Origin of the sequence: Rhizobium sp. BK418 (assembly GCF_004341105.1) — a bacterium.
Lineage (GTDB): Bacteria > Pseudomonadota > Alphaproteobacteria > Rhizobiales > Rhizobiaceae > Rhizobium.
Map to the genome: position 1 here is coordinate 460,677 of NZ_SLZK01000005.1, position 26,303 is coordinate 486,979.

Annotated in this window: 27 protein-coding genes; 10 read left to right on the top strand and 17 right to left on the bottom strand. The window is 59.5% G+C overall.

Features of this window, described 5'->3' with window-relative positions; translation table 11 throughout:
• Positions 1 to 41 precede the first annotated feature (41 nt).
• The 3 genes from EV281_RS22020 to EV281_RS22030 all read right to left on the bottom strand — a co-directional run bounded on the left by EV281_RS22020 (position 42) and on the right by EV281_RS22030 (position 3,082).
• Complete coding sequence (locus tag EV281_RS22020) at positions 42 to 482, bottom strand: serine/threonine protein kinase (protein ID WP_132656224.1); 441 nt, start codon at positions 480 to 482, stop codon at positions 42 to 44.
• Positions 479 to 2,269: a sensor histidine kinase gene (locus EV281_RS22025; protein ID WP_132656226.1), complete on the bottom strand. Its 1,791-nt coding sequence runs from the start codon at positions 2,267 to 2,269 to the stop codon at positions 479 to 481. The genes EV281_RS22020 and EV281_RS22025 overlap by 4 nt, the downstream gene beginning before the upstream one ends.
• 75 nt (positions 2,270 to 2,344) lie before the next feature.
• Positions 2,345 to 3,082 carry a response regulator transcription factor gene (locus tag EV281_RS22030; RefSeq protein ID WP_207896885.1) on the bottom strand — a complete coding sequence of 246 codons (738 nt, stop codon included), beginning with the start codon at positions 3,080 to 3,082 and terminating at the stop codon, positions 2,345 to 2,347.
• A gap of 338 nt (positions 3,083 to 3,420) precedes the next feature.
• Between EV281_RS22030 and EV281_RS22035 the strand changes: the two genes are divergently transcribed.
• From EV281_RS22035 to EV281_RS22045, 3 genes are all read left to right on the top strand, one after another.
• Positions 3,421 to 5,031 (top strand): phosphoenolpyruvate carboxykinase, encoded by a 1,611-nt coding sequence (locus EV281_RS22035; RefSeq protein ID WP_132656230.1) that lies wholly within the window; start codon positions 3,421 to 3,423, stop codon positions 5,029 to 5,031.
• A 122-nt stretch (positions 5,032 to 5,153) separates the two neighbouring features.
• Positions 5,154 to 5,591 (top strand): alternative ribosome rescue aminoacyl-tRNA hydrolase ArfB, encoded by a 438-nt coding sequence (arfB, locus tag EV281_RS22040; protein WP_132656232.1) that lies wholly within the window; start codon positions 5,154 to 5,156, stop codon positions 5,589 to 5,591.
• A 1-nt stretch (position 5,592) separates the two neighbouring features.
• Positions 5,593 to 6,204 carry an alpha-ketoglutarate-dependent dioxygenase AlkB gene (locus EV281_RS22045; RefSeq protein ID WP_132656234.1) on the top strand — a complete coding sequence of 204 codons (612 nt, stop codon included), beginning with the start codon at positions 5,593 to 5,595 and terminating at the stop codon, positions 6,202 to 6,204.
• Between the two features lie 12 nt (positions 6,205 to 6,216).
• On the opposite strand, the gene coaA is transcribed toward EV281_RS22045, so the two are convergent.
• From coaA to hisB, 9 genes are all read right to left on the bottom strand, one after another.
• Positions 6,217 to 7,212, bottom strand: coding sequence for a type I pantothenate kinase (gene coaA / locus EV281_RS22050; protein ID WP_132656236.1), 996 nt, complete (start codon positions 7,210 to 7,212; stop codon positions 6,217 to 6,219).
• Positions 7,209 to 7,532: a phosphoribosyl-ATP diphosphatase gene (locus tag EV281_RS22055; protein WP_132656238.1), complete on the bottom strand. Its 324-nt coding sequence runs from the start codon at positions 7,530 to 7,532 to the stop codon at positions 7,209 to 7,211. The genes coaA and EV281_RS22055 overlap by 4 nt, the downstream gene beginning before the upstream one ends.
• Before the next feature lie 16 nt (positions 7,533 to 7,548).
• A complete protein-coding gene (hisF, locus tag EV281_RS22060) occupies positions 7,549 to 8,337 on the bottom strand; it encodes an imidazole glycerol phosphate synthase subunit HisF (RefSeq protein WP_132656240.1) in 789 nt (262 codons plus the stop codon).
• The gene (hisA, locus tag EV281_RS22065) at positions 8,337 to 9,083 is read right to left on the bottom strand and encodes a 1-(5-phosphoribosyl)-5-[(5-phosphoribosylamino)methylideneamino]imidazole-4-carboxamide isomerase (RefSeq protein ID WP_132656242.1); all 747 of its coding nucleotides are present in this window, start codon (positions 9,081 to 9,083) and stop codon (positions 8,337 to 8,339) included. Before hisA ends, hisF begins: the two co-directional genes overlap by 1 nt.
• A gap of 5 nt (positions 9,084 to 9,088) precedes the next feature.
• Positions 9,089 to 9,649, bottom strand: coding sequence for a hypothetical protein (locus EV281_RS22070; RefSeq protein ID WP_132656244.1), 561 nt, complete (start codon positions 9,647 to 9,649; stop codon positions 9,089 to 9,091).
• The gene (locus tag EV281_RS22075) at positions 9,649 to 9,828 is read right to left on the bottom strand and encodes a hypothetical protein (protein WP_132656246.1); all 180 of its coding nucleotides are present in this window, start codon (positions 9,826 to 9,828) and stop codon (positions 9,649 to 9,651) included. The genes EV281_RS22070 and EV281_RS22075 overlap by 1 nt, the downstream gene beginning before the upstream one ends.
• 68 nt (positions 9,829 to 9,896) lie before the next feature.
• Positions 9,897 to 10,547, bottom strand: coding sequence for an imidazole glycerol phosphate synthase subunit HisH (gene hisH / locus EV281_RS22080; RefSeq protein ID WP_132656248.1), 651 nt, complete (start codon positions 10,545 to 10,547; stop codon positions 9,897 to 9,899).
• Positions 10,547 to 11,017 carry a DUF2628 domain-containing protein gene (locus EV281_RS22085; protein ID WP_132656250.1) on the bottom strand — a complete coding sequence of 157 codons (471 nt, stop codon included), beginning with the start codon at positions 11,015 to 11,017 and terminating at the stop codon, positions 10,547 to 10,549. The genes hisH and EV281_RS22085 overlap by 1 nt, the downstream gene beginning before the upstream one ends.
• A gap of 20 nt (positions 11,018 to 11,037) precedes the next feature.
• On the bottom strand, positions 11,038 to 11,646 hold the full coding sequence (hisB, locus tag EV281_RS22090; protein ID WP_132656252.1) for an imidazoleglycerol-phosphate dehydratase HisB: 609 nt from the start codon (positions 11,644 to 11,646) through the stop codon (positions 11,038 to 11,040).
• Positions 11,647 to 11,823: 177 nt separating this feature from the next.
• On the opposite strand from hisB, the gene hslV reads away from it, so the two are divergent.
• The 6 genes from hslV (at position 11,824) to EV281_RS22120 (ending at position 19,022) form a co-directional block, all read left to right on the top strand.
• The gene (hslV, locus tag EV281_RS22095; RefSeq protein ID WP_132656254.1) at positions 11,824 to 12,351 is read left to right on the top strand and encodes an ATP-dependent protease subunit HslV; all 528 of its coding nucleotides are present in this window, start codon (positions 11,824 to 11,826) and stop codon (positions 12,349 to 12,351) included.
• Positions 12,338 to 12,862 (top strand): GNAT family N-acetyltransferase, encoded by a 525-nt coding sequence (locus tag EV281_RS22100; protein WP_132656256.1) that lies wholly within the window; start codon positions 12,338 to 12,340, stop codon positions 12,860 to 12,862. Before hslV ends, EV281_RS22100 begins: the two co-directional genes overlap by 14 nt.
• A complete protein-coding gene (gene hslU / locus EV281_RS22105) occupies positions 12,859 to 14,166 on the top strand; it encodes an ATP-dependent protease ATPase subunit HslU (protein ID WP_132656258.1) in 1,308 nt (435 codons plus the stop codon). Before EV281_RS22100 ends, hslU begins: the two co-directional genes overlap by 4 nt.
• Positions 14,167 to 14,353: 187 nt before the next feature.
• Positions 14,354 to 15,301: a DUF1402 family protein gene (locus tag EV281_RS22110; protein ID WP_132656260.1), complete on the top strand. Its 948-nt coding sequence runs from the start codon at positions 14,354 to 14,356 to the stop codon at positions 15,299 to 15,301.
• A 48-nt stretch (positions 15,302 to 15,349) separates the two neighbouring features.
• Positions 15,350 to 16,762 carry a cytochrome P450 gene (locus EV281_RS22115; protein WP_132656262.1) on the top strand — a complete coding sequence of 471 codons (1,413 nt, stop codon included), beginning with the start codon at positions 15,350 to 15,352 and terminating at the stop codon, positions 16,760 to 16,762.
• 88 nt (positions 16,763 to 16,850) lie between these two features.
• Positions 16,851 to 19,022: a malate synthase G gene (locus tag EV281_RS22120; RefSeq protein WP_132656264.1), complete on the top strand. Its 2,172-nt coding sequence runs from the start codon at positions 16,851 to 16,853 to the stop codon at positions 19,020 to 19,022.
• Positions 19,023 to 19,101: 79 nt separating this feature from the next.
• Here EV281_RS22120 and EV281_RS22125 read toward each other — a convergent pair whose 3' ends face one another.
• The gene (locus tag EV281_RS22125) at positions 19,102 to 19,782 is read right to left on the bottom strand and encodes a L,D-transpeptidase (RefSeq protein ID WP_132656266.1); all 681 of its coding nucleotides are present in this window, start codon (positions 19,780 to 19,782) and stop codon (positions 19,102 to 19,104) included.
• A gap of 181 nt (positions 19,783 to 19,963) precedes the next feature.
• Between EV281_RS22125 and EV281_RS22130 the strand changes: the two genes are divergently transcribed.
• Positions 19,964 to 20,458, top strand: a complete 495-nt coding sequence (locus EV281_RS22130; protein WP_132656268.1) for an MmcB family DNA repair protein — start codon at positions 19,964 to 19,966, stop codon at positions 20,456 to 20,458.
• Here the strand turns inward: EV281_RS22130 and EV281_RS22135 are convergent, their stop codons facing one another.
• From EV281_RS22135 to EV281_RS22150, 4 genes are all read right to left on the bottom strand, one after another.
• The gene (locus tag EV281_RS22135; RefSeq protein ID WP_132656313.1) at positions 20,459 to 21,037 is read right to left on the bottom strand and encodes an ActR/PrrA/RegA family redox response regulator transcription factor; all 579 of its coding nucleotides are present in this window, start codon (positions 21,035 to 21,037) and stop codon (positions 20,459 to 20,461) included.
• Between the two features lie 67 nt (positions 21,038 to 21,104).
• Positions 21,105 to 22,415 (bottom strand): ActS/PrrB/RegB family redox-sensitive histidine kinase, encoded by a 1,311-nt coding sequence (locus tag EV281_RS22140; protein ID WP_207896884.1) that lies wholly within the window; start codon positions 22,413 to 22,415, stop codon positions 21,105 to 21,107.
• A 127-nt stretch (positions 22,416 to 22,542) separates the two neighbouring features.
• Positions 22,543 to 24,999, bottom strand: coding sequence for an ATP-dependent helicase HrpB (hrpB, locus tag EV281_RS22145; RefSeq protein WP_132656272.1), 2,457 nt, complete (start codon positions 24,997 to 24,999; stop codon positions 22,543 to 22,545).
• 5 nt (positions 25,000 to 25,004) lie between these two features.
• Positions 25,005 to 25,952, bottom strand: coding sequence for an ornithine cyclodeaminase family protein (locus EV281_RS22150; protein WP_132656274.1), 948 nt, complete (start codon positions 25,950 to 25,952; stop codon positions 25,005 to 25,007).
• Positions 25,953 to 26,303: the final 351 nt, after the last annotated feature.

Below are 26,303 nucleotides of genomic sequence, written 5' to 3' on the forward strand. Positions count from 1 at the left end.
AAATATAAATATATAGGCCGTATAGGGCCGTCCGGAAGACCTCAGCTTCCGATTTCCGGCGCTTTTGCCATCAGCACCGCAAGGGGCAGAGAGAGATGGGGCAACAACCGCAATACAGGCAGCTCGAAACCCTCGGCGAGGATGGTGGTTTCCCCCTCTGGAGGGAGCCTGTTCTCACCCGTCGCGCTGCCTGGCAGGATCGCGAAGTGCATCGCCGCCTGGACAATATGGTCATGCCTTATGATGCCGGTTCCGCGCAATTCGATTAGTCCGGCAATGGCAGGCGGGCAGGTGGCAATAAGTGCGCCGTCCTGCTTCGAAAGAAACACCTGATCGTCGGCCACGAGGGCAGAGAAAAGTCCCTGCCTTCGCGCCTCCGCCATGCAGATAAAAGCGGTCATCGACTTGCCCCAGCCTGAGGGGCCGGTGAACAGCAACCCAGTCTTTCCAATGACAATTGCGGTGGCGTGGATGTTGATCATGCCGAGGCATCGGCCGGAAGGGCAAGGATGAAGCGGGCGCCAAGCAGCTTGCCGCTTTCATCGTCGACGATGTTTTCAGCCCGTAACGAGCCGCCATGCGCCTCGGCGATCTGTCGGCTGATGGAAAGCCCGAGGCCGGAATTCTGGCCGAAGCCTTCGGATTCCGGCCGGTCGGTATAAAAGCGCTCGAAGATGCGGTCGATATTCTCGGCCTGGATGCCCGGCCCGTTGTCTTCGATATAGACGACGCAACGGGAGCGGGTGCGGACCAGACGCACAGTGATCTTGCCGTCCTGCTCCGGCACGAAGGAGCGGGCGTTCTCGATAAGGTTAGTGATGATCTGTCCAATACGCAGGTCGTGTCCCTTGACGACGAAGCGCGTCTTGACGTTCGACTTGCGATCCACGACATATTCGATCTCGACCTTCTTCTTGTTGCTGCGGATCTGGCGCGACACCTCGATGAGGTCGCGCAGAAAGACTTCCAGATCCACTGAGCCAGCATCGACGCGCGCAAGCTCGGCATCGAGACGAGAAGCATCCGAGATATCGCTAATCAGACGGTCGAGGCGGCGGACATCGTGCTGGATGACGTCCATTAGCCGCTTCTTGGAATCGTCGGATTTGGCGAGCGGCAGGGTTTCGACGGCGCTGCGCAGCGAGGTCAGCGGGTTCTTCAGCTCATGGCTGACGTCGGCTGCAAAGCTTTCGATCGCATCGATACGGTCGTAGAGAGCTGTCGTCATTTCGCGCAGCGCGATGGAAAGGTTGCCGATCTCGTCCTGACGTACGGAAAAATCAGGGATTTCCTCGCGCTCCTTCGCGCCGCGACGCACCCGGATAGCGGCGGCCGAAAGGCGGCGCAAGGGATTGGCGATCGTCGAGGAGAGAACGAGCGACAAGAGGACGTTCACGAGCGTCGCGACGCCGAAGACGCGCATGATGGCGAGACGCTCGGCATGGACGATATTGTCGATATCGCCAGCCTGCGTCGACAGCAGCAATACGCCGAGCACGGCCCGGAAGCGCTGGATCGGCACCGCGACCGAAACGATCAGCTCGCCCTTTTCCGTCGTGCGCACGACTGCGCCGCGCACACCCGTCAGTGCATTCATCACTTCGGGATAGATAGATCCATCGCCGCCCGGCGCCTCCTTATAGACAGGCAGATTGCCCGGCTGCAGTGCCTTGTTGAAGAGGGCGGTGAACCATTCGCCCCAAGTCTGCTTTTCCTCCTCCACCGGCGGCAGGTCGAAACGCAGAACCTGCCCACGAGAATAAAGGTGACGGGAATCGAGCAGCAGATTGGCATCGGCATCGAAGATGCGGGCGCGCGTGCGGGTCGGCGAGATCAGCCGACGAAGAACAGGCGCTACCTTTTCCGGATCGATCGGGAATTCCAGATCCTCGTCATTTGGCACCGGCGTAATGCTCTGGCCGGCCTGCAGCTCGAGCAGTTTCTGCGGATCGATGGTGATCGAATTCGTATCGACGGAAGCGGAAGCTGAAACCGCACCGGCGATGATTTCGCCCTGCGTCAGCAGACTTTCGACGCGCGCGTCAATCAGCCCCTCGCGAAACTGGTTGAGATAGAGAATACCACCGACGAGAACGAGCAGGGCCGCGAGGTTGAAGAAGACGATGCGGCGCGTCAGGCTCGAGAAAACGGCATTGCCGAAGATACGGCGGATCAGGGTGAAGGGATGCGACCAACGCCGGCCCTTGACGCGGCGCGTGCTTACGCCCTCCGCATCATCCAGATCCCTTTCCTGCACCAACTGTGCCAATGACACCCTTTCGGAGGGCGGGGCCAGCCTGGCAGGCCCGCCACCCTCAATCGTCTCTTGCTGCGCCTTTCGGCGTCAGGCTGCTTCGCGGAAGCGGTAGCCCACTCCGTAAAGCGTTTCAATCATATCAAAGTCCGTATCGACCATCTTGAACTTCTTGCGTAGCCGCTTGATGTGGCTGTCGATGGTGCGGTCATCAACATACACCTGTTCGTCATAGGCGGCATCCATTAGGGCATCGCGGCTTTTCACCACACCCGGCCGCTGCGCAAGCGAATGCAGGATTAGGAATTCGGTAACGGTGAGGGTGACTGGCTCGCCCTTCCAGGTGCAGGTATGGCGCTCCTGGTCCATGACGAGCTGGCCGCGCTCGAGTGAGCGGGCTTGCTGAACCGCGCCGGCCTTCGGCGCGCCAACGACGGCGCCGCCGCCGGCCGCTGCCGCCTCTCGGCTCGACGCGCGGCGCAGAACGGCGCGAACGCGCTCGACCAGCAGGCGCTGGGAGAACGGCTTGGTAATGAAATCGTCGGCGCCCATTTTCAGGCCGAACAGCTCATCGATCTCTTCATCCTTGGAGGTGAGGAAGATGACCGGCATGTCCGACTTCTGGCGAAGGCGGCGAAGCAGCTCCATGCCGTCCATACGCGGCATCTTGATATCGAAGATCGCCAGTTGCGGCGGGCGGGCAAGCAGACCATCCAGCGCCGAAGCGCCATCCGTATAGGTCTCGACCTTATATCCCTCGGCTTCCAGTGCGATCGACACGGAAGTGAGAATATTGCGGTCGTCGTCAACGAGCGCGATTGTCGGCATGGTATTCATCTCCGTCATCAGTGCGCAATCTCCCGGATTTCGTCTCCCCAGGCGGTCTTTAGGACCGGTTGCGCTTATGGAGGATAAAGGTGGAACAAATTGTGGCAAAGATAAAGGGGTAGATTGCCAGCGCTGATCAGGCCGCAATCGTAAGTCGTGCGACAAGTTGTTTCAACAGGACGCCTTCAAACGATTTAAAATGAATTCTCCAGATTTAAATCGATTAATTATCTGATATTGTTATATTTTCTGAAATTATATCTATTGCCATTTAAAATTTCTCCTCTTACTTTCGCGCATATTTTAACGGCCAAGGCGCCTCAGCGAAGGGAAAAGCTATGGAGACGTTCGGAGTTCACAACCAGGCAATCGAGCTGGCGACGATCGGTTTCAGCGACGTACGGAGCGTCCGTTACAACCTTTCCGCCGCTCTTCTCTACGAGGAAGCGATTCGCCGAGGAGAGGCCGAACTGACAGCCCAGGGCGCTCTTCGAGCCACCACTGGCCAGCACACGGGCCGTTCTCCGCGCGACAAGTTCTTCGTCCGCGATGAGAATACGGATGGTCAGATCTGGTGGGACAACAACAAGCCGATGTCGCCGGAGCATTTCGCCCTGCTGCATAAGGACATGTTGGCCCATGCCGTCGGCAAGGATCTTTTCGTGCAGGATCTCATCGGCGGGGCCGACGCGGGCCAGTCGCTGCCGACGCGCGTCGTGACCGAATTTGCCTGGCACTCGCTCTTCATCCGTAATCTGCTGATCCGTCCGAAGGCCGATGCGCTTGCAGATTTTGCGCCGAAGCTGACGATCATCGATCTGCCGAGCTTCAAGGCCGATCCGGAACGCTACGGCTGCCGCACCGAAACGGTGATCGCATGCGATCTGACCAACGGTATCGTTCTGATCGCCGGCACCTCCTATGCCGGCGAGATGAAGAAATCGGTCTTCACTGTGCTGAACTACCTGCTGCCCGCCAAGGGCGTCATGCCGATGCACTGCTCGGCCAATGTCGGCCCGGCAGGTGACGCTGCGGTCTTTTTCGGCCTGTCAGGTACGGGCAAGACGACGCTCTCGGCCGACCCATCCCGCACGCTGATCGGCGACGACGAGCATGGCTGGGGCGAAAACGGCATCTTCAATTTCGAAGGTGGCTGCTACGCCAAGACCATCCGTCTGTCGGCGGAAGCCGAGCCAGAAATCTATGCGACCACTCAACGTTTCGGCACCGTGCTTGAAAACGTCGTCCTCGACGAGAAGCGCGAGCCGGATTTTGACGATGCGTCGCTGACGGAAAATACCCGCTGCGCCTATCCGATGGACTTCATTCCGAACGCATCGGAAACCGGCCTTGCCGGTCATCCGAAGACCATCATCATGCTGACGGCTGATGCTTTCGGCGTGATGCCGCCAATCGCCAAGCTGACACCGGATCAGGCCATGTACCACTTCCTGTCCGGCTACACTGCCAAGGTGGCGGGCACGGAAAAGGGTGTCACGGAGCCGGAAGCGACTTTCTCGACTTGCTTCGGCGCACCTTTCATGCCGCGCCATCCGGCCGAATACGGCAATCTGCTGAAGGAGCTCATCCGGCGCCACGGAGTCGAATGCTGGCTCGTAAACACCGGCTGGACCGGCGGTGCTTACGGTACCGGCAAACGCATGCCGATCAGGGCAACCCGAGCACTGCTGACGGCGGCCCTCTCCGGCGAGCTCGCAAAGGTTGAACTCCGTACGGATCCGAATTTTGGCTTTGCCGTTCCGGTTGCGGTCGAAGGCCTCGATACGGGCATTCTCGACCCGCGCTCGACCTGGGCCGATAAGCCGGCCTACGACGCGCAGGCTGAAAAGTTGGTCTCCATGTTCATCACCAACTTCGCCAAGTTCGAGGATCATGTCGACGGCGGCGTGCGCGACGCAGCGCCAGGTGTCAAGGCCGCCGCCGAGTAATTCGCCAATAAATCCTTGGCGATTCACGTGAAACCCGGTGTTCCTAGCGCCGGGTTTCCGGTCGCCCAGTCGCCGGATTTCATCCGCTTTCAATTTGCAGCCATTTTGCGCTAGAAGGCGGTATGGCCAGCGACGCGCTCTATATTAACGACAGGATCACCATCGCAGGATGGGAGCTGACGGAACAGTTCGTTCTGGCAGGTGGCCCTGGCGGTCAGAATGTCAACAAGGTCTCGACCGCCGTCCAACTCTTCTTCAACATTCCGAATTCGCCTTCGCTTAACGAGCGGGTGAAGGCCAATGCGATCAAGCTTGCCGGCCGGCGCATGTCGAAGGACGGCGTGCTGATGATCGAGGCCAGCCGCTTCCGCAGCCAGGAGCGCAATCGCGAGGATGCGCGCGAGCGGCTGAAGGAATTGATCCTCGAGGCCGCCAAGTCGCCACCACCGCCGCGCAAGAAGACCAAGCCGACCAAGGGTTCGGTCGAGCGGCGCCTGAAGGAAAAATCCGGCCGCTCGGAAGTCAAGAAGATGCGCGGCCGCCCGGCCGGCAGCGAATGACATGCGGGAGCTTCTAAGCGGCATCCGCCATCTTCCGGAATATCTGGATCGCAGCCGCCAGGACGCGTTGATCGGCATCATCAGGATGATCGTCGCTGAAGCGCCGCTCTACGTGCCGGTCATGCCTGGCACCGGCAAGCCGATGTCGGTGCGCATGACCAATTGCGGTTCGCTCGGCTGGGTGACGGATAAGGAGCGCGGCTATCGCTATCAGCCGATGCATCCGGCGACAGGCAAGCCGTGGCCGGCGATCCCTCAGGAATTGCTGGAAATCTGGAACGACGTATCGGGCTACGACAAGCAGCCGGAGGCCTGCCTCGTCAATTTCTATTCGGATGAGGCGCGCATGGGCCTGCATCAGGATAAGGATGAGAGTGACCTAAAGGCACCGGTCGTCTCGATTTCGCTCGGCAATGCCTGCCTGTTTCGCGTGGGTGGACTGAACCGGAACGACAAGACCATGTCCCTCAAACTGTCGAGCGGTGATCTCGTCATTCTCGGCGGGGAAGGCCGGCTCTGCTTCCACGGCGTCGACCGCATCTATCCGGCGACCTCGACGCTTTTGAAGAACGGCGGCCGCATCAACCTGACGCTCCGCCGCGTGAACCCCTGAATCGTTCAGATTCTACAGCTTGCGCAGAGCCACCTGTTCGATCAGATGATCCTTGCCCTTGCGCAGGATGAGATCGGCACGCGGTCGCGTCGGCAGAATGTTCTGGCGCAGGTTTTTCAGGTTGATATTCGCCCAGAGGTCCTCGGCGATCGCCATGGCTTCCTCCTCGCTGATCGATGCGTAGCGATGGAAGTAAGAATTCGGATCTCGGAAGGCCGTTTCCCGGAGCCGCATAAAACGCGTTACATACCAGTTGTGGATCTGCGTTTCCTCGGCGTCGATATAGATCGAAAAGTCGAAGAAGTCGGAGACCATCGGCACGATCTTGCCGTCGGCCGGCAGGTCGCGTGACTGCAGGACATTGATGCCCTCGAAGATGAGGATGTCAGGCCGGTCGACGATCTTGTATTCGTCCGGCAGCACGTCGTAGACGAGGTGCGAATAAGAAGGCGCCTTCACATCCGGCAGGCCGGCCTTGATCGCCGACAGGAAACGCAGGATCGCGCCTGTATCGTAACTTTCCGGAAAACCCTTGCGCTGCATCAGGTTCTCGCGCTTCAGTACAGCGTTGGGATGAAGAAAACCGTCTGTGGTGACAAGATCGACCTTCGGGCTGGAAGGCCAGCGTCCGAGCAATTCTTTCAGAATACGCGCCGTCGTGGATTTGCCGACGGCCACCGATCCGGCAATGCCGATCACGAACGGCGTCTTGGTCACATTCGACAGGCTGAGGAACCGGTTGCGCTGCTTGAACAGCAACTGCGAGGATTCGACATGCGCTGAAAGCAGGCGTGACAGCGACAGATAAATGCGCCTGACTTCATCAAGGTCGATAGGGTCGCCCATGGAGCGAAGTCGCTTGACCTCATCTCCTGTCAGCGTCAGCGGCGTATCGGCACGAAACTTTGCCCACTGGTCCGAGCTGAAGAAATGATAGGGAGAATAAGAAGCGGTCTGGAAGTCATCCACCTTTTCCGCCACTCCGATAATCTGCGTTGCGATACTCATGAACTCTGCCGGCTGGCCTTTTCCTTGAGGCCGGATTGCACGGTTCGCCGCGCAAGTTCGGTCATGACATTCTCTACCGGTATTTCAGCAATCTTCAATACGACCAATAGGTGATAGAGAACGTCGGCTGCTTCGTAGGTGAGGTTATCGCGGTCATTGGCGACGGCCGCCATAACCGCTTCAATCGCTTCTTCGCCTAGCTTCTTGGCTGCTTTCTGCTGTCCGCCAGCCACCAGCTTGGCGGTCCAGGATTCGTCCGGGGAGGCCTTCGCCCGCTCGTCGACGATCCGCTCGAGGTCGGAAAGGGAAAATCCGCTCATGGTCCTGCTTTCAAACTCAGTCGAGGCGCATCGCGATGCCGCGCTCGGACATGTAGCGTTTTGCTTCGCCGACGGAATAGGTGCCGAAGTGGAAGATTGATGCGGCGAGCACCGCATTGGCATGGCCTTCCTTCACGCCGGCCACGAGATCGTCAAGATCGCCCACGCCGCCAGAGGCGATGACGGGCACGCGGACGGAATCGGCTATCGCCCGTGTTAGCTCCAGATCGTAGCCGATCTTCGTGCCGTCGCGGTCCATGGAGGTGACAAGCAATTCGCCGGCGCCGCGGGCAACCATCTTCTGGGCGAATTCCACCGCATCGATACCGGTCGCGTTGCGGCCGCCATGTGTGTAGATTTCCCAGGCGCTGAGATTGTCGCCGCCAACCTGTTGCGTCAGCCGGCGCTTGGCATCGATCGACACGACGATGCACTGGTCGCCGAACTTATCGGCGGCTTCGGCGACGAAATCCGGATTGTTGACAGCTGCTGAATTGATCGAGACCTTGTCGGCGCCGCAAAGCAGCAACTTGCGGATATCGGCGATGGTGCGAACGCCACCGCCGACGGTAAGCGGCATGAAGCACTGTTCGGCGGTGCGCGCCACGACATCGAAAATCGTCTCGCGGTTGTCCGAAGAGGCGGTAATGTCGAGGAAGCAAAGTTCGTCGGCACCGGCCGCATCATAGGCCTTGGCCGCTTCGACAGGATCGCCGGCATCGACCAGGTTGAGGAAGTTGACGCCCTTGACGACACGGCCGTCCTTGACGTCGAGGCAGGGGATGACACGGGCTTTCAGGCTCATTATGCAGTCTCCTTCGCCCGTTCAGCCTTGATGAGATCGAGCGCCTCTTTCGGATCGATCCGACCGTCGTAGAGGGCACGGCCGGAAATGGCGCCTTCGATCTTGCGGGCGTCCGGCTGCAGCATGCGCTTGATATCGTCGATCGAGGCAAGGCCGCCCGATGCGATAACCGGGATGGAAACGGCACCCGCCAGTTCCAGCGTTGATGCCCAGTTGATACCCGTCAGAATACCGTCGCGGTCGATATCCGTATAGATGATCGCGGCAACGCCAGCGCCTTCGAATTTCTTCGCGAGTTCGATGATGCCGAGTTCGGATGCCTCAGCCCAGCCTTCGACGGCTACCTTGCCGCCCTTGGCGTCGATACCGACAGCAACGCGGCCCGGAAACTTCTTGCAGGCTTCAAGGACGAGCGCCGGGTCGCGCACCGCAACGGTGCCGAGGATCACGCGGCGCAGCCCGCGCGACAGCCAGCTTTCGATATGGTCGAGCGTGCGGATGCCGCCACCGAGCTGAACCGGGTTCTTCGTGGCCTTCAGAATCGCCTCGACGGCGTCGCCATTGGCCGAATGTCCCGCAAAGGCGCCGTCGAGATCGACCACATGCAGCCATTCGAATCCCTGTTCTTCGAAGGATTTCGCCTGGGCGGCCGGATCGGTGTTGTAGACGGTTGCCTGTTGCATGTCGCCGAGCTTCAGGCGAACGCATTGTCCGCCCTTCAAGTCGATCGCGGGAAAAAGGATCATTCGTCTCAAGTCCGTAACAGCATGGGCACTATCAGTGCATTCCACGCATCTACGATATCCGAACGGAAAAAGACAGCGGCAATGGTGGCCGCGGCGAAAAGCGCGACCAGCAGCAACGTCACGATGAAGCCGACCCGGACCTGGCGCCAGAAGCCAGTGCGCCTTTTCACAGACTTTTCGATATCGCGCACCTGGCGCAACGCCTCGCTGTTGGTGGCGACGAGCTGGATCTGCGGTTCCATGGCCTCGACATAGGTCTCGGCATAGCTCGAAAGGATCAGCGATGCGCGATCGCGAAGCGTGTTGCGCAAATCGGCCGAGAGATAGTTGCTTGTCACGGCCGCGATTTCTGCTTCGTTCGGCGAACGGCCGGCATTGCGCTTGCGATGGCTGACGATGAAATCCCGCTTCTGGCGCTCATAGAGTGCATAGGCGAGCAGGCCGATCAAATCGTCTTCGCCTTCGATGTAAAATTCCAGCACCGCTTCGGCGAGATCCACGGCGCTGACGCTGCCGTTCGACCGCAACATGGAATTCTCGTTTCCGGGGAAGCTTTCATGCATCATCAATCGAGCCTCTCTTTGAGCGCCTTGGCGGCATTGGAGAGCGCTTTGCGATGGATCGCCTCGTCGACCTGCCGGATAGTCGTTCCGCCCGGCAGCTTGATATCGACAAAAGGCGGCTGTCCCTCTCTGGAAGGCCGCAGCATGTAAAAGATCTTGCCTGATTTCTGCGAAGCCGGCATCGAGCGCGCTCCTGTCCTTGGCTTTTCAATTACAAGGGAAATAAGGCGCCGATATTAAAAGCCAGCCCTTACGGCGCCCAGCGCAGGAAATTCGCGATCAGCGCCAGCCCGAGCCTCTGGCTCTTCTCGGGGTGAAACTGCGAACCAGCCATATTGTCCCGCCCGACGAAGGCGGTCATCGGCCCGCCATAGTCTGTGGTGGCGATCACGTCACCAGCATTTTCAGCAGCGAGATGATAAGAGTGCACGAAATAGGCATGCAATCCATCCGGCCCGGTCGGAATACCGTCGAAAAGCGGGTGGGTGTGCTGGAGATCTAATGTATTCCAGCCGATCTGCGGGATTTTCAGTTCCGGATCGGCAGGCGTCATCTCGACGACGTCACCGCGAATCCAGCTAAAGCCCTGCGTCGTCGTTTTTTCGAGACCGCGCGAGGACATGAGTTGCATACCGACGCAGATGCCGAGGAAGGGCCGCGCCTTCTTCTCGACGCCTTCGAGCAGGGCTTCCGTCATGCCGGGTACAGCGTCAAGTCCATGGCGGCAATCGGCATAGGCGCCAACGCCTGGCAGAACGATACGGTCAGCCGCTGCGACAATCTCCGCCTTGTCGGTGAGATTGATCTCCGCCTCGATGCCGGCTTCGCGGGCCGCACGTTCGAAAGCCTTCGTCGCCGAGCGCAGATTGCCCGAGCCGTAATCGATAATTGCGACGCGCATTATTTGCGCCCTCCATCAAAGCCGAAGAGACCGAGCGACGTGGAATGTCCAGACCGCGCCTGCAGGCCGGCAGCCTGGTTCCATTCAGGCGCCTTCGTATCGGCACCGGTCTCGATGTTGGAAAAATAGATCTCTTCCGCAAGCTCGAGTGAGGGCGCGCCGATCGCCGCATCCTCTCGCCAGCCGCGGAACGCGAGATTGCGGATGCGGAAATTCTGCCCCTCGAGCCCGACGAACAGGTTGACCGCAAATGCGAGCGCCATTCCCGCTGGCCCGAAGCCCGGCTCTTCCGTCAGCATGCCGCCAATTGCCTGAAGTGCAAAAGCGATGATCGCATGGAACCAGAGCCGGTGTGCCAGGAGCCAGATCCACGGAAATAAGAAGGCCAAGAAGGCAAAGCCGTCGCGGATCGTGCGTGTGTCCTCGCGCCGTCCGTCCGGTGGAACAAGAAAAACATAGCTGGATGCCATCTGTCGCTCCCTGCTGGGGCTCAGGCAAGCGTGCCCTTGGTCGAGGGAACACGGCCTGCCTGCCGCGGATCGATCTCTGTCGCTGTACGCAGAACGCGGGCGACAGCCTTGAAGCATGTCTCTGCAATATGGTGGTTGTTGGCACCGTAGTGGTTGAGAATATGCAGCGTGATCCCGGCATTCTGGGCGAGCGCCTGGAAGAATTCACGTACCAGTTCCGTGTCGAAAGTGCCGATCTTCGGGGCTGTGAAGGAAACATTCCAAACCAGGAAGGGACGGCCCGAGAGATCGACGGCAGCCTTCGTCATCGTCTCATCCATGGCTAGATCAATGGAAGCGTAGCGGGTAATGCCGCGGCGGTCGCCGAGCGCCTTGGCGATCGCCTGGCCGATGGCGATGCCGGTATCTTCGACCGTATGATGGTCGTCGATATGCAGGTCACCCTTGGACTCGATTTCCATGTCGATCAGCGAGTGTCGCGACAGCTGGTCCAGCATATGGTCGAAGAAGCCGACGCCCGTCGAAATCGTCGATTTGCCTGTACCGTCGAGATTGACGGAAACGGAAATGGACGTCTCATTGGTCTTGCGGGAAACGCTGCCGGTGCGGCTTGCTGCGGTCTCGGCCATAAGGCTTTCTCCATGAAATCAAGGTGGTTCCTTATCAGGCGGATTGTGAAATATCCAGAAGCGCAAGGCAGAAAAGGCAGGCCATTTGCAATCGCCGCGCGCCGACTTACATAGGGTCCAACAGGGCCGATGTTCGGCCCGCTGGAACCGCCCGTGAGTTGGGGCAACAGGTGTTTGATGACGACAATTATCACAGTTCGAAAAGGCGGCAAGGTCGTGGTGGCCGGCGATGGCCAAGTCAGCCTCGGCCAGACAGTTATGAAGGGCAACGCGCGCAAGGTCCGCCGCATTGGTAAGGGCGAAGTGATCGCGGGTTTTGCCGGCGCTACCGCTGATGCCTTCACGCTTCTGGAAAGGCTCGAAAAGAAGCTGGAACAGTATCCGGGCCAGCTGATGCGCGCTGCTGTTGAACTCGCCAAGGATTGGCGCACCGATCGTTATCTGCGTAATCTCGAAGCTATGATGCTTGTTGCCGACAAGTCGGTGACGCTCGCCATCACCGGCAACGGCGATGTCCTGGAACCGGAGCACGGCGTCGCGGCCATCGGTTCGGGCGGTAATTTCGCGCTTGCCGCAGCTCTTGCGCTTTCCGACACGGACAAGTCAGCTGAAGAGATTGCCCGCCGAGCGCTGGATATCGCTGCCGACATCTGCGTCTACACGAACCACAATGTTATCGTGGAAACGCTGGATGCCGAAAGCTGACAACGCGCTCCGATACACATTCCGTGATGTAGCCGACGAAGACTTTCCGCTTCTGGCGCGCTGGCTCGGCGAGCCGCACATTGCTGAATGGTGGGGCGCTGTCGACAAGGAGCTTGCGTCGATCAGGGAGTCTATGACGGGCGTGGAAACGCGGCCGATGATCGTGGAACTGGATGGAGCGCCGATCGCCTACCTGCAGAGCTACGATCCGCATCTTGAAGAGGGCCATCCTTATCAGGACCAGCCGAAGGGCACGCTTGGACTGGATATCTCGATCGGCGACGCGGATTTGCTGGGCAAGGGCCACGGCAGCGCGATTGTCAGGCAGATGGCTGTCGAGCTTTTCGCTGCCGGTGCGACAAGGATCGTAATCGATCCCGATCCCGCGAATGCAAGAGCGATCCGCGCTTACGAAAAGGCAGGCTTCCGGCATTTCGACACGAGAACATCAATATATGGCCCAGCCTATTTCATGGTTATGGACCCACCCGAAGAAACGGATTTGATATGACCACTTTTTCCCCCCGCGAGATCGTTTCCGAACTCGACCGCTACATTATCGGCCAGCATGAGGCCAAGCGCGCCGTGGCGATTGCGCTCCGCAACCGCTGGCGCCGCCAGCAGCTCGATCCGAGCCTGCGTGATGAAGTCATGCCGAAGAATATCCTGATGATCGGCCCGACCGGCGTCGGCAAGACGGAAATCTCTCGCCGCCTCGCCAAACTCGCCGGCGCACCGTTTATCAAGGTCGAAGCCACCAAGTTCACCGAAGTCGGTTATGTCGGCCGCGACGTCGAGCAGATCATTCGCGACCTCGTCGAAGTTGGTATCGGCCTGGTGCGTGAAAAGAAGCGCAGCGAAGTTCAGGCCAAGGCGCATATGAGCGCCGAAGAACGTGTTCTTGATGCGCTGGTCGGTGCGACAGCCTCGCCGGCGACGCGCGAGAGTTTCCGCAAGAAGCTGCGCAACGGCGATCTGGACGACAAGGAAATCGATATCGAAGTGGCCGATACAGGCACGGGCATGGGCGGATTCGACATCCCTGGCATGCCGGGCGCCAATATCGGCGTTCTGAACCTGTCGGAAATGTTCGGCAAAGCAATGGGCGGCCGCACCAAGAAGGTTCGCACCACGGTGAAAGCCTCTTACACGGATCTGATCCGCGATGAGTCCGACAAGCTGATCGACAACGAGGTCATCCAGCGCGAAGCCGTCCGCTCGGTCGAGAACGACGGCATCGTCTTCCTCGACGAAATCGACAAGATTGCCGCCCGTGATGGCGGTGTCGGTGCCGGCGTTTCCCGCGAAGGCGTTCAGCGAGACCTACTGCCGCTCGTTGAAGGCACGACGGTTTCGACCAAATACGGCCCGGTGAAGACCGACCACATCCTCTTCATCGCCTCCGGCGCTTTCCACGTTTCCAAGCCGTCGGACCTGCTGCCCGAATTGCAGGGCCGTCTGCCGATCCGCGTGGAGTTGCGTCCGCTCAACAAGGAAGATTTCCGCCGCATCCTGACGGAAACCGAGGCGAGCCTCATCCGCCAATATAAAGCGCTGATGGAAACCGAAAGCCTGACGCTCGACTTCAGCGATGACGCGATTGATGCGCTTGCCGATGTCGCCGTCCACCTGAACTCCTCCGTCGAGAATATCGGCGCCCGCCGCCTGCAGACGGTTATGGAGCGGGTGCTGGACGACATTTCCTATAATGCACCGGATCGTGCCGGCACGGATGTGAAGATCGATGCCGCTTATGTTCGGGAACATGTAGGGGATCTCGCGCAAAATACGGATCTGTCGCGCTTCATCCTGTGATCGGTAAACATCGCTTTCCGTCTTTGCACGGCAATGCCAAATCTTTGACGATCTGAACTCTCGACAGCGGGCCTTTTACTTTTTAGTGAAAGGCCTGCTTTGTTTTTGTGCCGGCTTTATTCGGACAAGATTCTGGTCCAGTCAGCCGCTACCCGAAAAACGACAGGGAAAGACGGGAAAGCAGATCGTGCGACGCCTTTTGACAAGCCTTGTGATTGCCATGACCATTGCGGGATCGGCCCCTGCCTTTGCGGTGCAGGTCGTCCCGCCCGGCAATCGTAATGCCGAACAACCGGATATCCCGGGCGCTTCGGTCCGCCGCACCAAGGGCACCAAGACGACGTTCGATGTAAAATATGAGAAGGTTTATGACCTCCTGTCGACCGACCATGAGCTCCTCGGGAAGATCAAGAAGGTTTCGAATGCCTACGGCATCAACCCGATCCACGTCATCGGCGCGATCGTCGGCGAGCACACCTATAATGTCGATGCCTATGACCGGCTTCAGGCCTATTATGTCAAGGCCGCCTCCTACGCCGGCGAGAGCTTCCGTTTCGCTTATGACGGCGAGAGTGTCGATGATTTCGTCGACCGGCCGGAATTTGCCGCCTGTAACGGCAAGGCCGATTCCTATACACTCTGGACCTGCCGAGAAGATGTTTGGGAAAGCGATTTCCGCGGCAAGACTGTTGGTGGCAAGAGCTTCCCGAACAATCGTTTCAGCGCCGTCTTCTTCCAACCCTTTTATGCCGGCCAGACTTTCGGTCTCGGACAGGTCAATCCGCTGACGGCGCTCATGTTGTCCGATCTGGTATCTCGCGTTTCCGGCTATCCGAAGCTCAACGAGAAGAATGCCGGCTCGGTCTACAAGGCGATCATGAATCCCGATATTTCGCTCGCCTTCGTTGCTGCCTCGATCCGCCGATCGATCGACGACTACAAGGAGATCGCTGGCATGGATATTTCGGACAACCCGGGCATCACCGCGACGCTCTATAATGTCGGCAATTCTCGCCAACGCGCCGCCGCCCTTGCCGCCAAGAACCGTGCGTCTGGCACGATGGTCTGGCCGGAAGAGAATTATTACGGCTGGCTGATCAACGACAAGCTGGACCAGCTCAAGGGCCTGCTCTAATTTCACGCCTGCCGGGAAGACGAGACCTTTCCGGGAAAGGCTATGCTGATGGACATGCGTCCGGATCCCTTCGTTCCGCCTGCACCTTTGCCGCGTACCGTGCCGCCGTCGCGGCTCGAAATCATCAGAACTATCCTCCGCAACCCGCTGGAGCTCTGGGGCGAGCCTTCCTATACGCTGCCCTGGATCCGCACCAGTTTCTTCGGCCAGAGAACATTGATCGTCAACGATCCCGGCCTGATCAAGCATGTACTGGTCGATAATGCCAATAATTACTGCATGTCGGAGATACGCCAGCTCGTGCTGCGCCCGATCCTGCGCGACGGTCTCCTGACGGCTGAAGGCGCTGTCTGGAAACGATCACGCAAAGCGGTCGCTCCCGTCTTCACGCCTCGCCACGCCAAGGGTTTCGCCGGCCAGATGCTGCGTCAGTCGGAAGATTACGCGCGTAAATATGCCGTTGTCGGCGAGGCCGGCGCGATTTTTGATATCAGCACCGACATGACCGAGCTGACTTTCGCAATCCTTGCCGACACGCTGTTCTCAGGCGAGATCGTCACGTCAAGCGGTCATTTCGCCGATGACGTGAATGAACTCCTGCATCGCATGGGCCGCGTCGATCCGATGGATTTGCTGCGTGCGCCATCATGGGTTCCACGTGTGACACGCATCGGCGGCCAGAAGGTGCTGGACAAATTCCGTGCCATCGTGCGCAACACGATGGATCTGCGGCTTGCCAAGATGAAGGCCGATCGAAGCGCCGCGCCGAATGATTTTCTTACCCTTCTTCTGGAGCAGGCCGGTCCTGATGGCCTCACCAAGGAAGAGATCGAAGACAATATCCTGACCTTCATCGGTGCTGGCCATGAGACGACCGCCCGCGCGCTCGCCTGGACCCTCTATTGCGTATCCAACAGTCCGCATATCCGCGCAGCGATGGAGGAGGAAATCGACAGGGTTCTGGCCTCAGGTGCCGAACCGGTCGAATGGCCGGATCTGATGCCGCAGACCCATGCCGCCTTCGAAGAAGCGCTGCGCCTCTATCCGCCGGCTCCTTCGATCAATCGCGCCGCCATATCAGACGATTCCTGGACAAGCCCCAAGGGTGAGCGGGTGGAGATTGAAGCTGGCGTTACTGTGCTCATCATGCCTTGGACCTTGCATCGCCACGAACTCCACTGGGATCGGCCGCGCGCTTATATGCCGGAACGTTTCCTGCCAGAAAATCGTGCCGCCATTGGCCGTTTCCAGTTCCTGCCCTTCGGCGCCGGCCCGCGCGTTTGCATTGGCGCCACTTTCGCGCTTCAGGAAGCGGTCATCGCGCTGGCCGTTCTGATGCATCGCTATCGCTTCGATTCCACCGACCAGACGAATCCGTGGCCGGTACAGAAGCTGACGACGCAGCCGCAGAATGGCCTTCCGATGCGCGTGACGCGCCGAACTGTTTCCAAGCCTGCATAAATCTTTCGAATTGTTGCTGAATTGACTGTGAGTGAAAGCCGGGCAAAGTGGCAGCATGAAAAAGCTGCCACTGCAAGGGAGACACCGCATGAGCCGCATTGAAAAGAATGGTCTCTTCATCGAAGCCGTCCTACATGATTTCCTCGTGAAGGAAGCATTGCCGGGCCTCGCCATCGATGCAGACAAGTTCTTCGCCGATTTCGCAGCGATCGTGCATGATCTGGCTCCGAAGAATCGCGCGTTGCTTTTGAAGCGCGACCAACTGCAGGCGAAGGTCGACGATTGGTATCGTCAAAACGGCGCACCGACGGACATGGACGCCTATCAATCCTTCCTCAAGGACATCGGCTATCTCTTGCCGGAGGGGCCGGATTTCAAGGTCTCGATTGCTAATGTCGATGCCGAGATCGCCTCTATCGCCGGCCCGCAGCTCGTCGTTCCCGTCATGAACGCGCGTTATGCGCTGAATGCCGCCAACGCCCGCTGGGGCTCGCTCTATGATGCTCTCTACGGCACGGATGCCATTCCGGAAACGGATGGCGCCGAAAAGGGCAAGGGCTATAATCCCAAGCGCGGCGAGAAGGTCATTGCCTGGGTTCGCAATTTTCTCGATTCCGCCGCTCCCCTTAACGGCAGCTCCTGGAAGAATGTCGGCTCCTTCGCCGTCAGGAACGGCGCTCTGGCGATCGCTGCCGTCGATGGTAAAGCTCTGGAGCTGAAAGATGCCGGACATTTTGCCGGCTATCGTGGCGATGCGAACGTCCCGACGCACATCCTCCTGAAGAATAACGGCATCCATATCGAAATCGTGCTCGACGCCGCGACGCCGATCGGCAAGACCGATCCGGCGCATATCTCCGATGTCTGGCTGGAATCGGCGATCACCACGATCATGGACTGCGAGGATTCCGTTGCCGCCGTTGATGCCGAGGACAAGGTCGTCGTCTATCGCAATTGGCTCGGCCTAATGAAGGGTGACCTGCAGGAGGAAGTGACGAAGGGCGGCTCGACCTTCATCCGCAAGCTCAACCCGGATATCGCCTATACGGCGCCGGGCGGCGGGACTTTCGAACTGCATCGCCGTTCGCTGATGCTGGTGCGCAATGTCGGCCACCTCATGACCAATCCGGCGGTCGTCGATCGCGCTGGAAATGAAGTTCCCGAAGGCATCATGGATGCTGTCATCACCGGCCTGATCGCGCTCTATGATGTTGGTCCGACCGGACGCCGCAAGAATTCGCGCGCCGGCTCCATGTATGTCGTCAAACCAAAGATGCACGGCCCTGAAGAGGTTGCCTTTGCCGTCGAAATCTTCTCGCGCGTCGAAGATGCGTTGGGCATGCCGCGCAACACCATGAAGATGGGCATCATGGACGAAGAGCGGCGCACGACGGTCAATCTCAAGGAGTGCATCCGCGCTGCCCGCGAACGCGTGGTCTTCATCAATACCGGCTTCCTGGATCGCACCGGCGATGAAATCCATACCTCGATGGAAGCCGGTCCAATGATCCGCAAGGGCGACATGAGGCAGGCTGCCTGGATCGGAGCCTACGAAAACTGGAACGTCGATATTGGGCTCGAATGCGGCCTCTCCGGCCATGCGCAGATCGGAAAGGGCATGTGGGCCATGCCGGATCTGATGGCCGCCATGCTGGAGCAGAAGATCGCCCATCCGAAGGCTGGCGCCAATACCGCCTGGGTGCCGTCGCCGACGGCCGCCACCCTGCACGCCACACACTATCACCAGATCAACGTCGCCAGGGTGCAGGACGGTCTGAAGGATCGTGCTCGCGCCAAGCTATCGGATATCCTTTCTGTGCCAGTGGCCGTGCGGCCGAACTGGACGCCGGAAGAAATCCAGCGCGAGCTCGACAACAATGCACAGGGCATCCTCGGCTATGTCGTACGCTGGGTCGATCAGGGCATCGGCTGCTCGAAAGTGCCCGACATCAACAATGTTGGGCTTATGGAAGACCGCGCAACGCTGCGCATTTCTGCCCAGCATATGGCGAACTGGCTGCACCACAAGGTCGTCACCAAGGAGCAGATCATCGAAACGATGAAGCGTATGGCGGCCGTTGTCGACCAGCAGAATGCCGGCGATTCGGCCTACGTGCAGATGGCCGGACATTTCGACGATTCGATTGCCTTCCAGGCAGCGCTCGATCTCGTTCTGAAGGGCAGGGAGCAACCGAACGGCTATACCGAGCCGGTCCTGCATCGCCGCCGCATCGAGCTCAAGGCCAAGCAGACCGCCTGAGCCAGACGAAGCGAAATACAAAAAGGCCGCCGGATCGAAAACCCCCGGCGGCCTCTTTATACCGAATTCAGTCTTTAGCTTACTGGATAACGATGACCTTGGAAGTGGTCTTGCCCGGACGGACGCGGCTGTAGAGATCGATCACGTCCTGGTTCATCAGGCGGATGCAGCCCGACGAAGCAGCGGTGCCGATCGAGGCCCATTCGGGAGTGCCGTGCAGGCGGAAAAGCGTGTCCTGGCCCTGCTCATTGAAGAGATACATGGCGCGTGCGCCGAGCGGATTGGTAAGGCCTGGACCCATGCCGTCTTCGACATACTTGGCGATTTCAGGACGACGAACGGCCATTTCCTTCGGCGGATGCCAGTTCGGCCATTCCTGCTTCCAGGCGACATAGGCCGTGCCGGACCATGCGAAGCCTTGCTTGCCGACGCCGATGCCGTAACGGACGGCCTTGCCGCCAGGTAGGATATAATAGAGGTGACGCTCGCGCGTGTTGACGATGATCGTGCCGGGCCGCTCGTCGCTTTGATAGCTGACGATCTGGCGGCGGAATTCCGGCTTGACTCGATCGATCGGAATTGCCGGCAAGGAGTATCCGGCATCCGACGTTACGCCGTAGGCGTCATTGAAAATTTGTGCCGTCTGAACGGTCGGACCTGCGCCCTTGTCGTTGGATGCGGTTTCGGACGTCGTGGAACAGCCGGCCAGGGCCAGGGTCGCCAGCAGGCCAAATACAGGGAATGCATTGCGGATGCGCATGGATGACTCGTGAAGGTTTTGGGGCAGGAAGGACAGTCTTTCGACCATCGTTATTTATGGTTTATTTTCGATTAACTTTGCCTTTGCAAGGCTGCTGCTGTGCGACAAAATCCATCTGCGCCGCAAATTAAAAGCGCATGGCTTTTTTGCAACAACGGCCAACCCCACTTGATGGTTATCCATGACGATTTTGAGCGTTTATAATAACAATCCGTTAATCGATGGCCGGCAATCGGACAGGGCCATGATGGTACGCCGTGGCATGCAGATCCTGCTCCACGATATGCGCCATGCAGTGTTGCCGGAACTGCCGCTGGCGAGCGGCCGGCGCGCCGATCTGATCACGCTTTCGGAAAAGGGAGAGGTCTGGATCATCGAGATCAAGACCTCCATCGAGGATTTCAGGGTCGATCGCAAATGGCCGGATTACCGACTGCATTGCGACAGGCTATTCTTTGCGACACACAAGGATGTGCCTCTCGATATCTTCCCGGAAGAGTGCGGTCTTTTTCTTTCAGATGGTTACGGTGCGCATATGCTGCGTGAAGCACCCGAACATCGCCTGCCGCCTGCCACCCGCAAAGCCGTTACACTCAGCTTCTCGCGCGCTGCCGCACAGCGGCTGATGATGGCCGAATGGGCAAACGGCAAGCCGTTCAATGTGGATGACGTCTAGTTATTTCGGAGCGCGCTTGGCGAGGATGCGCTGCAACGTCCGGCGGTGCATGTTGAGCCGGCGTGCTGTCTCCGACACGTTGCGGTCACACATTTCATAGACGCGCTGGATATGTTCCCAGCGGACTCGATCCGCCGACATGGGGTTCTCCGGTAACTCGGCCTTCTCCCCCGGCCGCTGCGTGAGCGCGGCAAACACATCGTCGGCGTCAGCCGGCTTTGCGAGGTAATCCACAGCCCCGAGCTTCACAGCAGTTACCGCCGTGGCGATATTTCCGTAGCCCGTCAGCACGATGATTCGCGTGTCGTCGCGCCGTTGGCGGATAGCTTCGATGACGTCGAGACCGTTGCCGTCGCCGAGTCTCAAATCGACCACAGCATATTTCGGGGGCCGCCCTCGGGATTTCGCCACGCCTTCCGCAACCGATTCGGCCGTTTCCACGTGAAAGCCGCGTGCTTCCATTGCCCGAGCCAGACGGCGCAGGAAGGGACCGTCGTCATCGACGATCAGCAGGCTCGGGTCCGGCCCGATATGCTCCTCATTGGAAGCGGCGGAAATCTCGTGGTTCTGGTCTGTCATCGCTTCGGTCCCGGCGGTCGAACGTCCGAAATGCGTCAACCGCTATATCCTGTTTATGCCGACAAAGTCATTTTGTCGAATTTGCGTCGATCAATACGCGAGGCCATTCGATTCGAATGCGGGCACCGGCACTTTCCGGGTCGCGATTCTCGAAAACGAGCGATGCGCCGGAGCGCTCCAGCAGCGTTTTGGCGATGAAAAGCCCCAGTCCCAGGCCTCCGGCTGTATCTTCCTTCTGCCGTTTGGTGACATAGGGCTCGCCGATCCGCGTCAGGATATCGGGCGCATAGCCGTTGCCGTCGTCCTCGATGATGATGAGCACCTTTTCGTGATCGTGCTCGACAGTGACGGTCACCTTCTCCCGCGCGTAGTCGACGGCATTTTCGATCAGATTGCCGAGCCCATACATGATGCCGGCATTGCGGTCGGTTATCGGCTCACCTTTTCGCGGGCTCTTTTCGATGAGCTCCAGCTTGATGCCGAATTCGCGGTGCGGCGCCACGATCTCTTCCATCATGGAGGAGAGGGGCAGGCGCCGCATATGCGCTTCGCCTTCGGAGGAGAGTGTCGTCAGCCGGCGGAGGATATCGCGGCAACGCTCGCTCTGGCTGCGCAGAAGCTGCACATCTTCACGAAACCGGTCGTCATCCTTGAGCTCGCGCTCCATCTCCTTGGCGACGACGCTGATCGTCGCAAGCGGCGTGCCAAGCTCATGGGCCGCGGCAGCTGCAAGCCCGTCGAGTTGGGAGAGGTGCTTTTCCCGCTGCAACACCAACTCTGTCGCCGCGAGCGCATCGGCAAGCTGGCTCGCTTCCATCGAAACCCGGTAGGCATAGAAGGCGGCAAAGGCCATGGTCGAAGCGATCGAACACCAGACGCCGAACTGCATGACATTGTGCACATTGATTTCCATCCCATCGAACCAGGGGAGCGGGAAAGGTGAGAAAGCAAGCACGGTAATGCAGACCATCGCAAAGCCAATCAACGCCGTGCTGTAGCGGATCGGCTGCGATGCGAAGGAAATGATGACGGGCACACAGACCAATGCCGCAAACGGATTGGCAAGGCCGCCGGTAATGAAGAGCAGCGCGCAAAGCTGCAGGAGATCGAAACCCAACAGCGCGAAAGCAGCGGGTGGCTCCAGCCGGTGCGTCGGCGGATAGCGGATCGTCAGATAGAAGTTGACCCAGGCGAGCGCTGCAATCAGCGAGCAGCTTGCGACCAGCGGCAGGCGGAATTTCAACAGGAAGGCAACAATGAAGACGGTCACTGCCTGGCCGGTGACTGCGAGCCACCGCAATCGCACCAAGGTCTGCAAACGCAGCCGTCGGCTGCTGAGCCTGTCTTCTTGTGTCTGGATCTCGGTTTTCTCGACCACGGCATGCTCCTTTAGAGCATCGTGCATCCATTCGGATGCACCAGCACGCTCTAACTCTTTGAACCAAGCACAATGCTATCGAAAAGCGGTTCCGATTTCGGAGAGCACAATGCAGCTGGCAGACAGATTATGTACCACGGGGCTTTGCGCGTGTCGTCGGCGGGGCATCCTCTGGTTTTTCCGGCCATGGGTGCTTGGGATAGCGTCCCCTCATATCCGCCCGCACGTCTTTCCAGGAACCCGTCCAGAAACCCGGCAGGTCACGCGTCGTCTGGATCGGCCTGTGAGCCGGCGAAGTAAGCTCCAGCAGCAAGGGGAGCCGTCCGCCGGCGACAGCCGGATGCTGTTTGAGCCCGAAGAGTTCCTGCACGCGGATCGTCAGCATCGGCTCCTCACCGTCATACCGGATCGGATGGCGCTGCCCGGTCGGCGCCTCGAAATGCGTCGGCGCCAGCCGCGCAATATCCCGCTGCAGATCATGCGGCACAAGCGCCATCAGGCCGTTGGAGAGGCCCGAGGCGGAAATATCCGAAAGCCCGCGTGCATCCGTCTGGAACGGAACGAACCAGTCGTCCATCCGATCGAGCAATGCCTCGTCGCTCATGTCAGGCCACGGTTCGCCGATCGACCGGTGCAGGAAGCCGATCCGCTCCCGAAGCTGCAGGGCTTCCTTGGAAAAGGGAAGCTCACTAAGCCCCAGCTCACGCAATCCCTCTGCAAGCGCCCGCACCGCCGCCTCGCCCGACGGGCGGGGAAGTGGCGCCTCGTCGAAAATGATGGCGCCTAATCTCGTGGCACGGCGCGCCCGCACCTGTCGGCTTTGACGGTCGAAAAAGGTCTGGTCGTCCGTGCGGATCTCGCCCGGCAATTCGGCCTCGATATCGGCTCTCGAAACCTCTGCTGCGGCCAATATCCTGCCCTGGGCCGCCCGACCCGTCAGATCGGCAATCACAAGCATCTGGCTGCCTGCCAATCGTTCGGTTTCCGCAAGCTCGGTGCCCCGGCCGTTCGCCATGACATAGCGTCCGCGGCCGCCGCGCTGAATGGCGATCCGATCTGGGAACGCATGCAGCAGGAGTCGTCCAGCGAGAGCGGGCTCGTCACTCGAGGTCTTGTTGAGTCCCTCCGCCAGCCGCCCTGCCAGCCGCCTCGATGCCTCGGCCCTTTCGCCTCTCTCGCCTTTGAAGCGCCGGAGTCGATCTTCGAGATCGATGCTGGTGCCGCCGAGCCCCTGCTCGGTCAGCAGCACGGCTATCAGTGCCGCATCCTTGGCATGCCCGGATTCGCCAGCCGAAACCACCATGGCTGCCAGCCGCGGCGGCAATGCGAGATCGCGCATCACCTTGCCGCGTGCTGTTAACGCGCCGTCCCTGTCAAGTGCACCAAGCTGTCCAAGCAAAGCCCGGGCTTCCCTGATCGTCGTCTCCGGTGGCTGGTCGACGAAAGCGAGGGATTTCGTATCCTGAACGCCCCAATGGGCGAGATCGAGCACGAGACCCGAAAGATCGCTCGCAAGGATCTGCGGCGGCGTGAAGGCCGGGAGTGCGGCCGTCTGGCCTTGGTGCCACAGGCGAATGGCGATGCCCGGCTCGGTTCGCCCTGCACGGCCCGCGCGCTGGTCGGCTGAAGCGCGCGACACGCGCACGGTCTCAAGTCGCGTGATGCCTGTCGATGCCTCGAAGACCGGCAGTCGCTGCAGTCCGCTGTCGATGACGATCCGAACACCGTCGATGGTGATAGAGGTTTCTGCAATCGAGGTCGCGAGCACGATCTTGCGGGTGCCAGCTGCTGCAGGGCGGATCGCCGCGTCCTGATCTTTTTGGCTGAGATTGCCATAGAGCGGCGCAATCAGCGTTCCTGCGCCGAATCGCCCCTCCAGCCGCTCGGCTGTTCGGGTGATTTCCGCCTGGCCGGGCAGGAAGGCGAGAATCGATCCTGATTCGCTGGCGTGAGAATCGGCAATTGCCCGCACCATTGCATCTTCGATCCGCTCGCCGCCCGGCCGGTCCTGATAGCGGATATCGATCAGGAAGCTTCGCCCCGTGCTTTCGATGATGGGTGGATGATCAAGCAGGGCTGCGACCCGCTCGACATCGAGCGTTGCCGACATCACAAGGATACGCAGATCTTTGCGAAGCGCAGATTGAACATCGAGCGCCAGAGCAAGGCCGAAATCAGCATCCAGCGAACGCTCGTGGAATTCGTCAAATATAACAGTCGAGACACCCCGTAGCTCCGGATCATCGAGAATCATCCGGGCAAAGACGCCCTCGGTGACGACCTCGATCCGCGTTTTCGCGGAAATCCGGTTATCGAGGCGCATACGATAGCCGACCGTTTCGCCGACTTGCTCACCAAGCAGAGAGGCCATTCGGCTTGCCGCGGCGCGCGCTGCCAGCCGGCGTGGTTCGAGCAGGACGATCTTCCCGTCGCCGCGCCATGCCTGATCCAGCAGATGGAGCGGCACGAGCGTCGTTTTGCCGGCGCCGGGTGGCGCTGAAAGCACGGCCCGCTTCACGTCGCCAAGCGCGGCACTGATGTCCGGCAGCACATGCGAAACCGGAAGCTCCGGCAAGGAAGGCATGGTCTTCACTTTCGTCCTGTCATCATTTCATAGGCGAGAATGGCACCGGCAAGATCCTCGAGTGCCGCACCGACAGACTTGAAGAGCGTGATCTCCTGGGCATCCTCCCGTCCTGTACGGGCTCCCGATATCAGCTCGGCGAGCTCCCCTCGTAGGTCGCTCTCTTTCAGCACTCCGTTCTTCAACGGCTGGACGATATCGCCACCTTCGCTGAGCGCACCCGCCCGCGTATCGACATAGACGGCAGAGCGAAGCACCGCGGTGTCATCGCTCTCGCGCATGCTGGGCTTGAAAGCGCCAACGAGGTCGAGATGGGCACCCGGCTTCAGCCAATCGCCGTACACAAGCGGCTCGCTGGAAAGCGTTGCGCACGAGACGATGTCGGCGGTCTTTACTGCCGCTTCAAGATTGCTCACTACTTCGGTCTGCAGGCCAAGAGCCTGCGCGTCCTCAGCAGCCCGTTCCGCCGCTTCGCGATTTCGTCCCCATATACGGTAACGCTGGATCGGTCTGACCGTCCCGTGTGCCTGCATGAGGTTCAGGGAAAGCCGGCCCGTGCCGCAGACCAGCATCTCTTCGGCGTCCGGCCGGGAGAGATAGCGCGATGCCAATGCCGAAGTGGCGGCAGTGCGCCGTGCCGTCAATTCTCCACCGTCGATGAGAGCCAACACCTGTCCCGTCGCCGCCGACGAAAGCAGATAGCTTCCAAAGATCGCCGGTAGGCCGCGGCGAACGTTGCCCGGAAAAACCGAAACGGTCTTGATGCCCGTATACTGCCCGGGAAGCCAGGCCGGCATCAGCAACAGCGTGGCATTCTCTTCCCCCGGAACCTCCATGTCATGATGATGGCGCACAGGCATGACGCAATCGCTTCGGAACATTGCTTCGATCGCATCGATAAGCTGTGCCCACGGTAGGGCGGCCCGCGTCTGGTCTTCATCGAGGACAAGCATTCTGAACTCCGCAAAAGCATGGATACGTGCCTGTCAAACTACCGATTGGATCGGTCGAGGCAAGCGGTCTGGAAATCGGGCAGGCGCATGCCCATATAACGGCTGCACCCGAAAACGACATTGATCGACCGGGATCGGAAAAACCGATCTGAAACGGGGTGATTTTGGCAGGCAGACTCTCGCCAATAGCGGGAGCATGTAAAACTGTCAGCAAAATCAACCTGTTACAAAAATGTCAAAAAAGTTGGATGAGTGGTGTTGACTGTTTTGCGGGTGTAGGCTTATAAGCCCACTCACTGACGAGGGCGGCGGCGCTGCTGGCGACGAAGTTCCTCGTTCTGAAGAAATCAA

Bases quoted from the DNA above. Each gene is read 5' to 3' on its own strand.
- coaA (WP_132656236.1), bottom strand. From the start codon at position 7,212: ATGAGTATCGCAACGCAGATTATCGGAGTGGCGGAAAAGGTGGATGAC.
- hslU (WP_132656258.1), top strand. From the start codon at position 12,859: ATGACCACTTTTTCCCCCCGCGAGATCGTTTCCGAACTCGACCGCTAC.
- hisH (WP_132656248.1), bottom strand. From the start codon at position 10,547: ATGCGCGTCGCAATTATCGATTACGGCTCGGGCAATCTGCGCTCGGCG.
- EV281_RS22055 (WP_132656238.1), bottom strand. From the start codon at position 7,532: ATGAGCGGATTTTCCCTTTCCGACCTCGAGCGGATCGTCGACGAGCGG.
- hisB (WP_132656252.1), bottom strand. From the start codon at position 11,646: ATGGCCGAGACCGCAGCAAGCCGCACCGGCAGCGTTTCCCGCAAGACC.
- EV281_RS22030 (WP_207896885.1), bottom strand. From the start codon at position 3,082: ATGCCGACAATCGCGCTCGTTGACGACGACCGCAATATTCTCACTTCC.
- EV281_RS22075 (WP_132656246.1), bottom strand. From the start codon at position 9,828: ATGCCGGCTTCGCAGAAATCAGGCAAGATCTTTTACATGCTGCGGCCT.
- EV281_RS22150 (WP_132656274.1), bottom strand. From the start codon at position 25,952: ATGCTTGTCCTCGATGAAGACCAGACGCGGGCCGCCCTACCGTGGGCA.
- hrpB (WP_132656272.1), bottom strand. From the start codon at position 24,999: ATGCCTTCCTTGCCGGAGCTTCCGGTTTCGCATGTGCTGCCGGACATC.
- EV281_RS22115 (WP_132656262.1), top strand. From the start codon at position 15,350: ATGGACATGCGTCCGGATCCCTTCGTTCCGCCTGCACCTTTGCCGCGT.
- EV281_RS22135 (WP_132656313.1), bottom strand. From the start codon at position 21,037: ATGACAGACCAGAACCACGAGATTTCCGCCGCTTCCAATGAGGAGCAT.
- hisA (WP_132656242.1), bottom strand. From the start codon at position 9,083: ATGATCCTTTTTCCCGCGATCGACTTGAAGGGCGGACAATGCGTTCGC.
- EV281_RS22120 (WP_132656264.1), top strand. From the start codon at position 16,851: ATGAGCCGCATTGAAAAGAATGGTCTCTTCATCGAAGCCGTCCTACAT.
- EV281_RS22125 (WP_132656266.1), bottom strand. From the start codon at position 19,782: ATGCGCATCCGCAATGCATTCCCTGTATTTGGCCTGCTGGCGACCCTG.
- EV281_RS22085 (WP_132656250.1), bottom strand. From the start codon at position 11,017: ATGGCATCCAGCTATGTTTTTCTTGTTCCACCGGACGGACGGCGCGAG.
- EV281_RS22020 (WP_132656224.1), bottom strand. From the start codon at position 482: ATGATCAACATCCACGCCACCGCAATTGTCATTGGAAAGACTGGGTTG.
- EV281_RS22035 (WP_132656230.1), top strand. From the start codon at position 3,421: ATGGAGACGTTCGGAGTTCACAACCAGGCAATCGAGCTGGCGACGATC.
- EV281_RS22130 (WP_132656268.1), top strand. From the start codon at position 19,964: ATGACGATTTTGAGCGTTTATAATAACAATCCGTTAATCGATGGCCGG.
- EV281_RS22070 (WP_132656244.1), bottom strand. From the start codon at position 9,649: ATGATGCATGAAAGCTTCCCCGGAAACGAGAATTCCATGTTGCGGTCG.
- EV281_RS22100 (WP_132656256.1), top strand. From the start codon at position 12,338: ATGCCGAAAGCTGACAACGCGCTCCGATACACATTCCGTGATGTAGCC.
- arfB (WP_132656232.1), top strand. From the start codon at position 5,154: ATGGCCAGCGACGCGCTCTATATTAACGACAGGATCACCATCGCAGGA.
- EV281_RS22045 (WP_132656234.1), top strand. From the start codon at position 5,593: ATGCGGGAGCTTCTAAGCGGCATCCGCCATCTTCCGGAATATCTGGAT.
- hisF (WP_132656240.1), bottom strand. From the start codon at position 8,337: ATGAGCCTGAAAGCCCGTGTCATCCCCTGCCTCGACGTCAAGGACGGC.
- hslV (WP_132656254.1), top strand. From the start codon at position 11,824: ATGACGACAATTATCACAGTTCGAAAAGGCGGCAAGGTCGTGGTGGCC.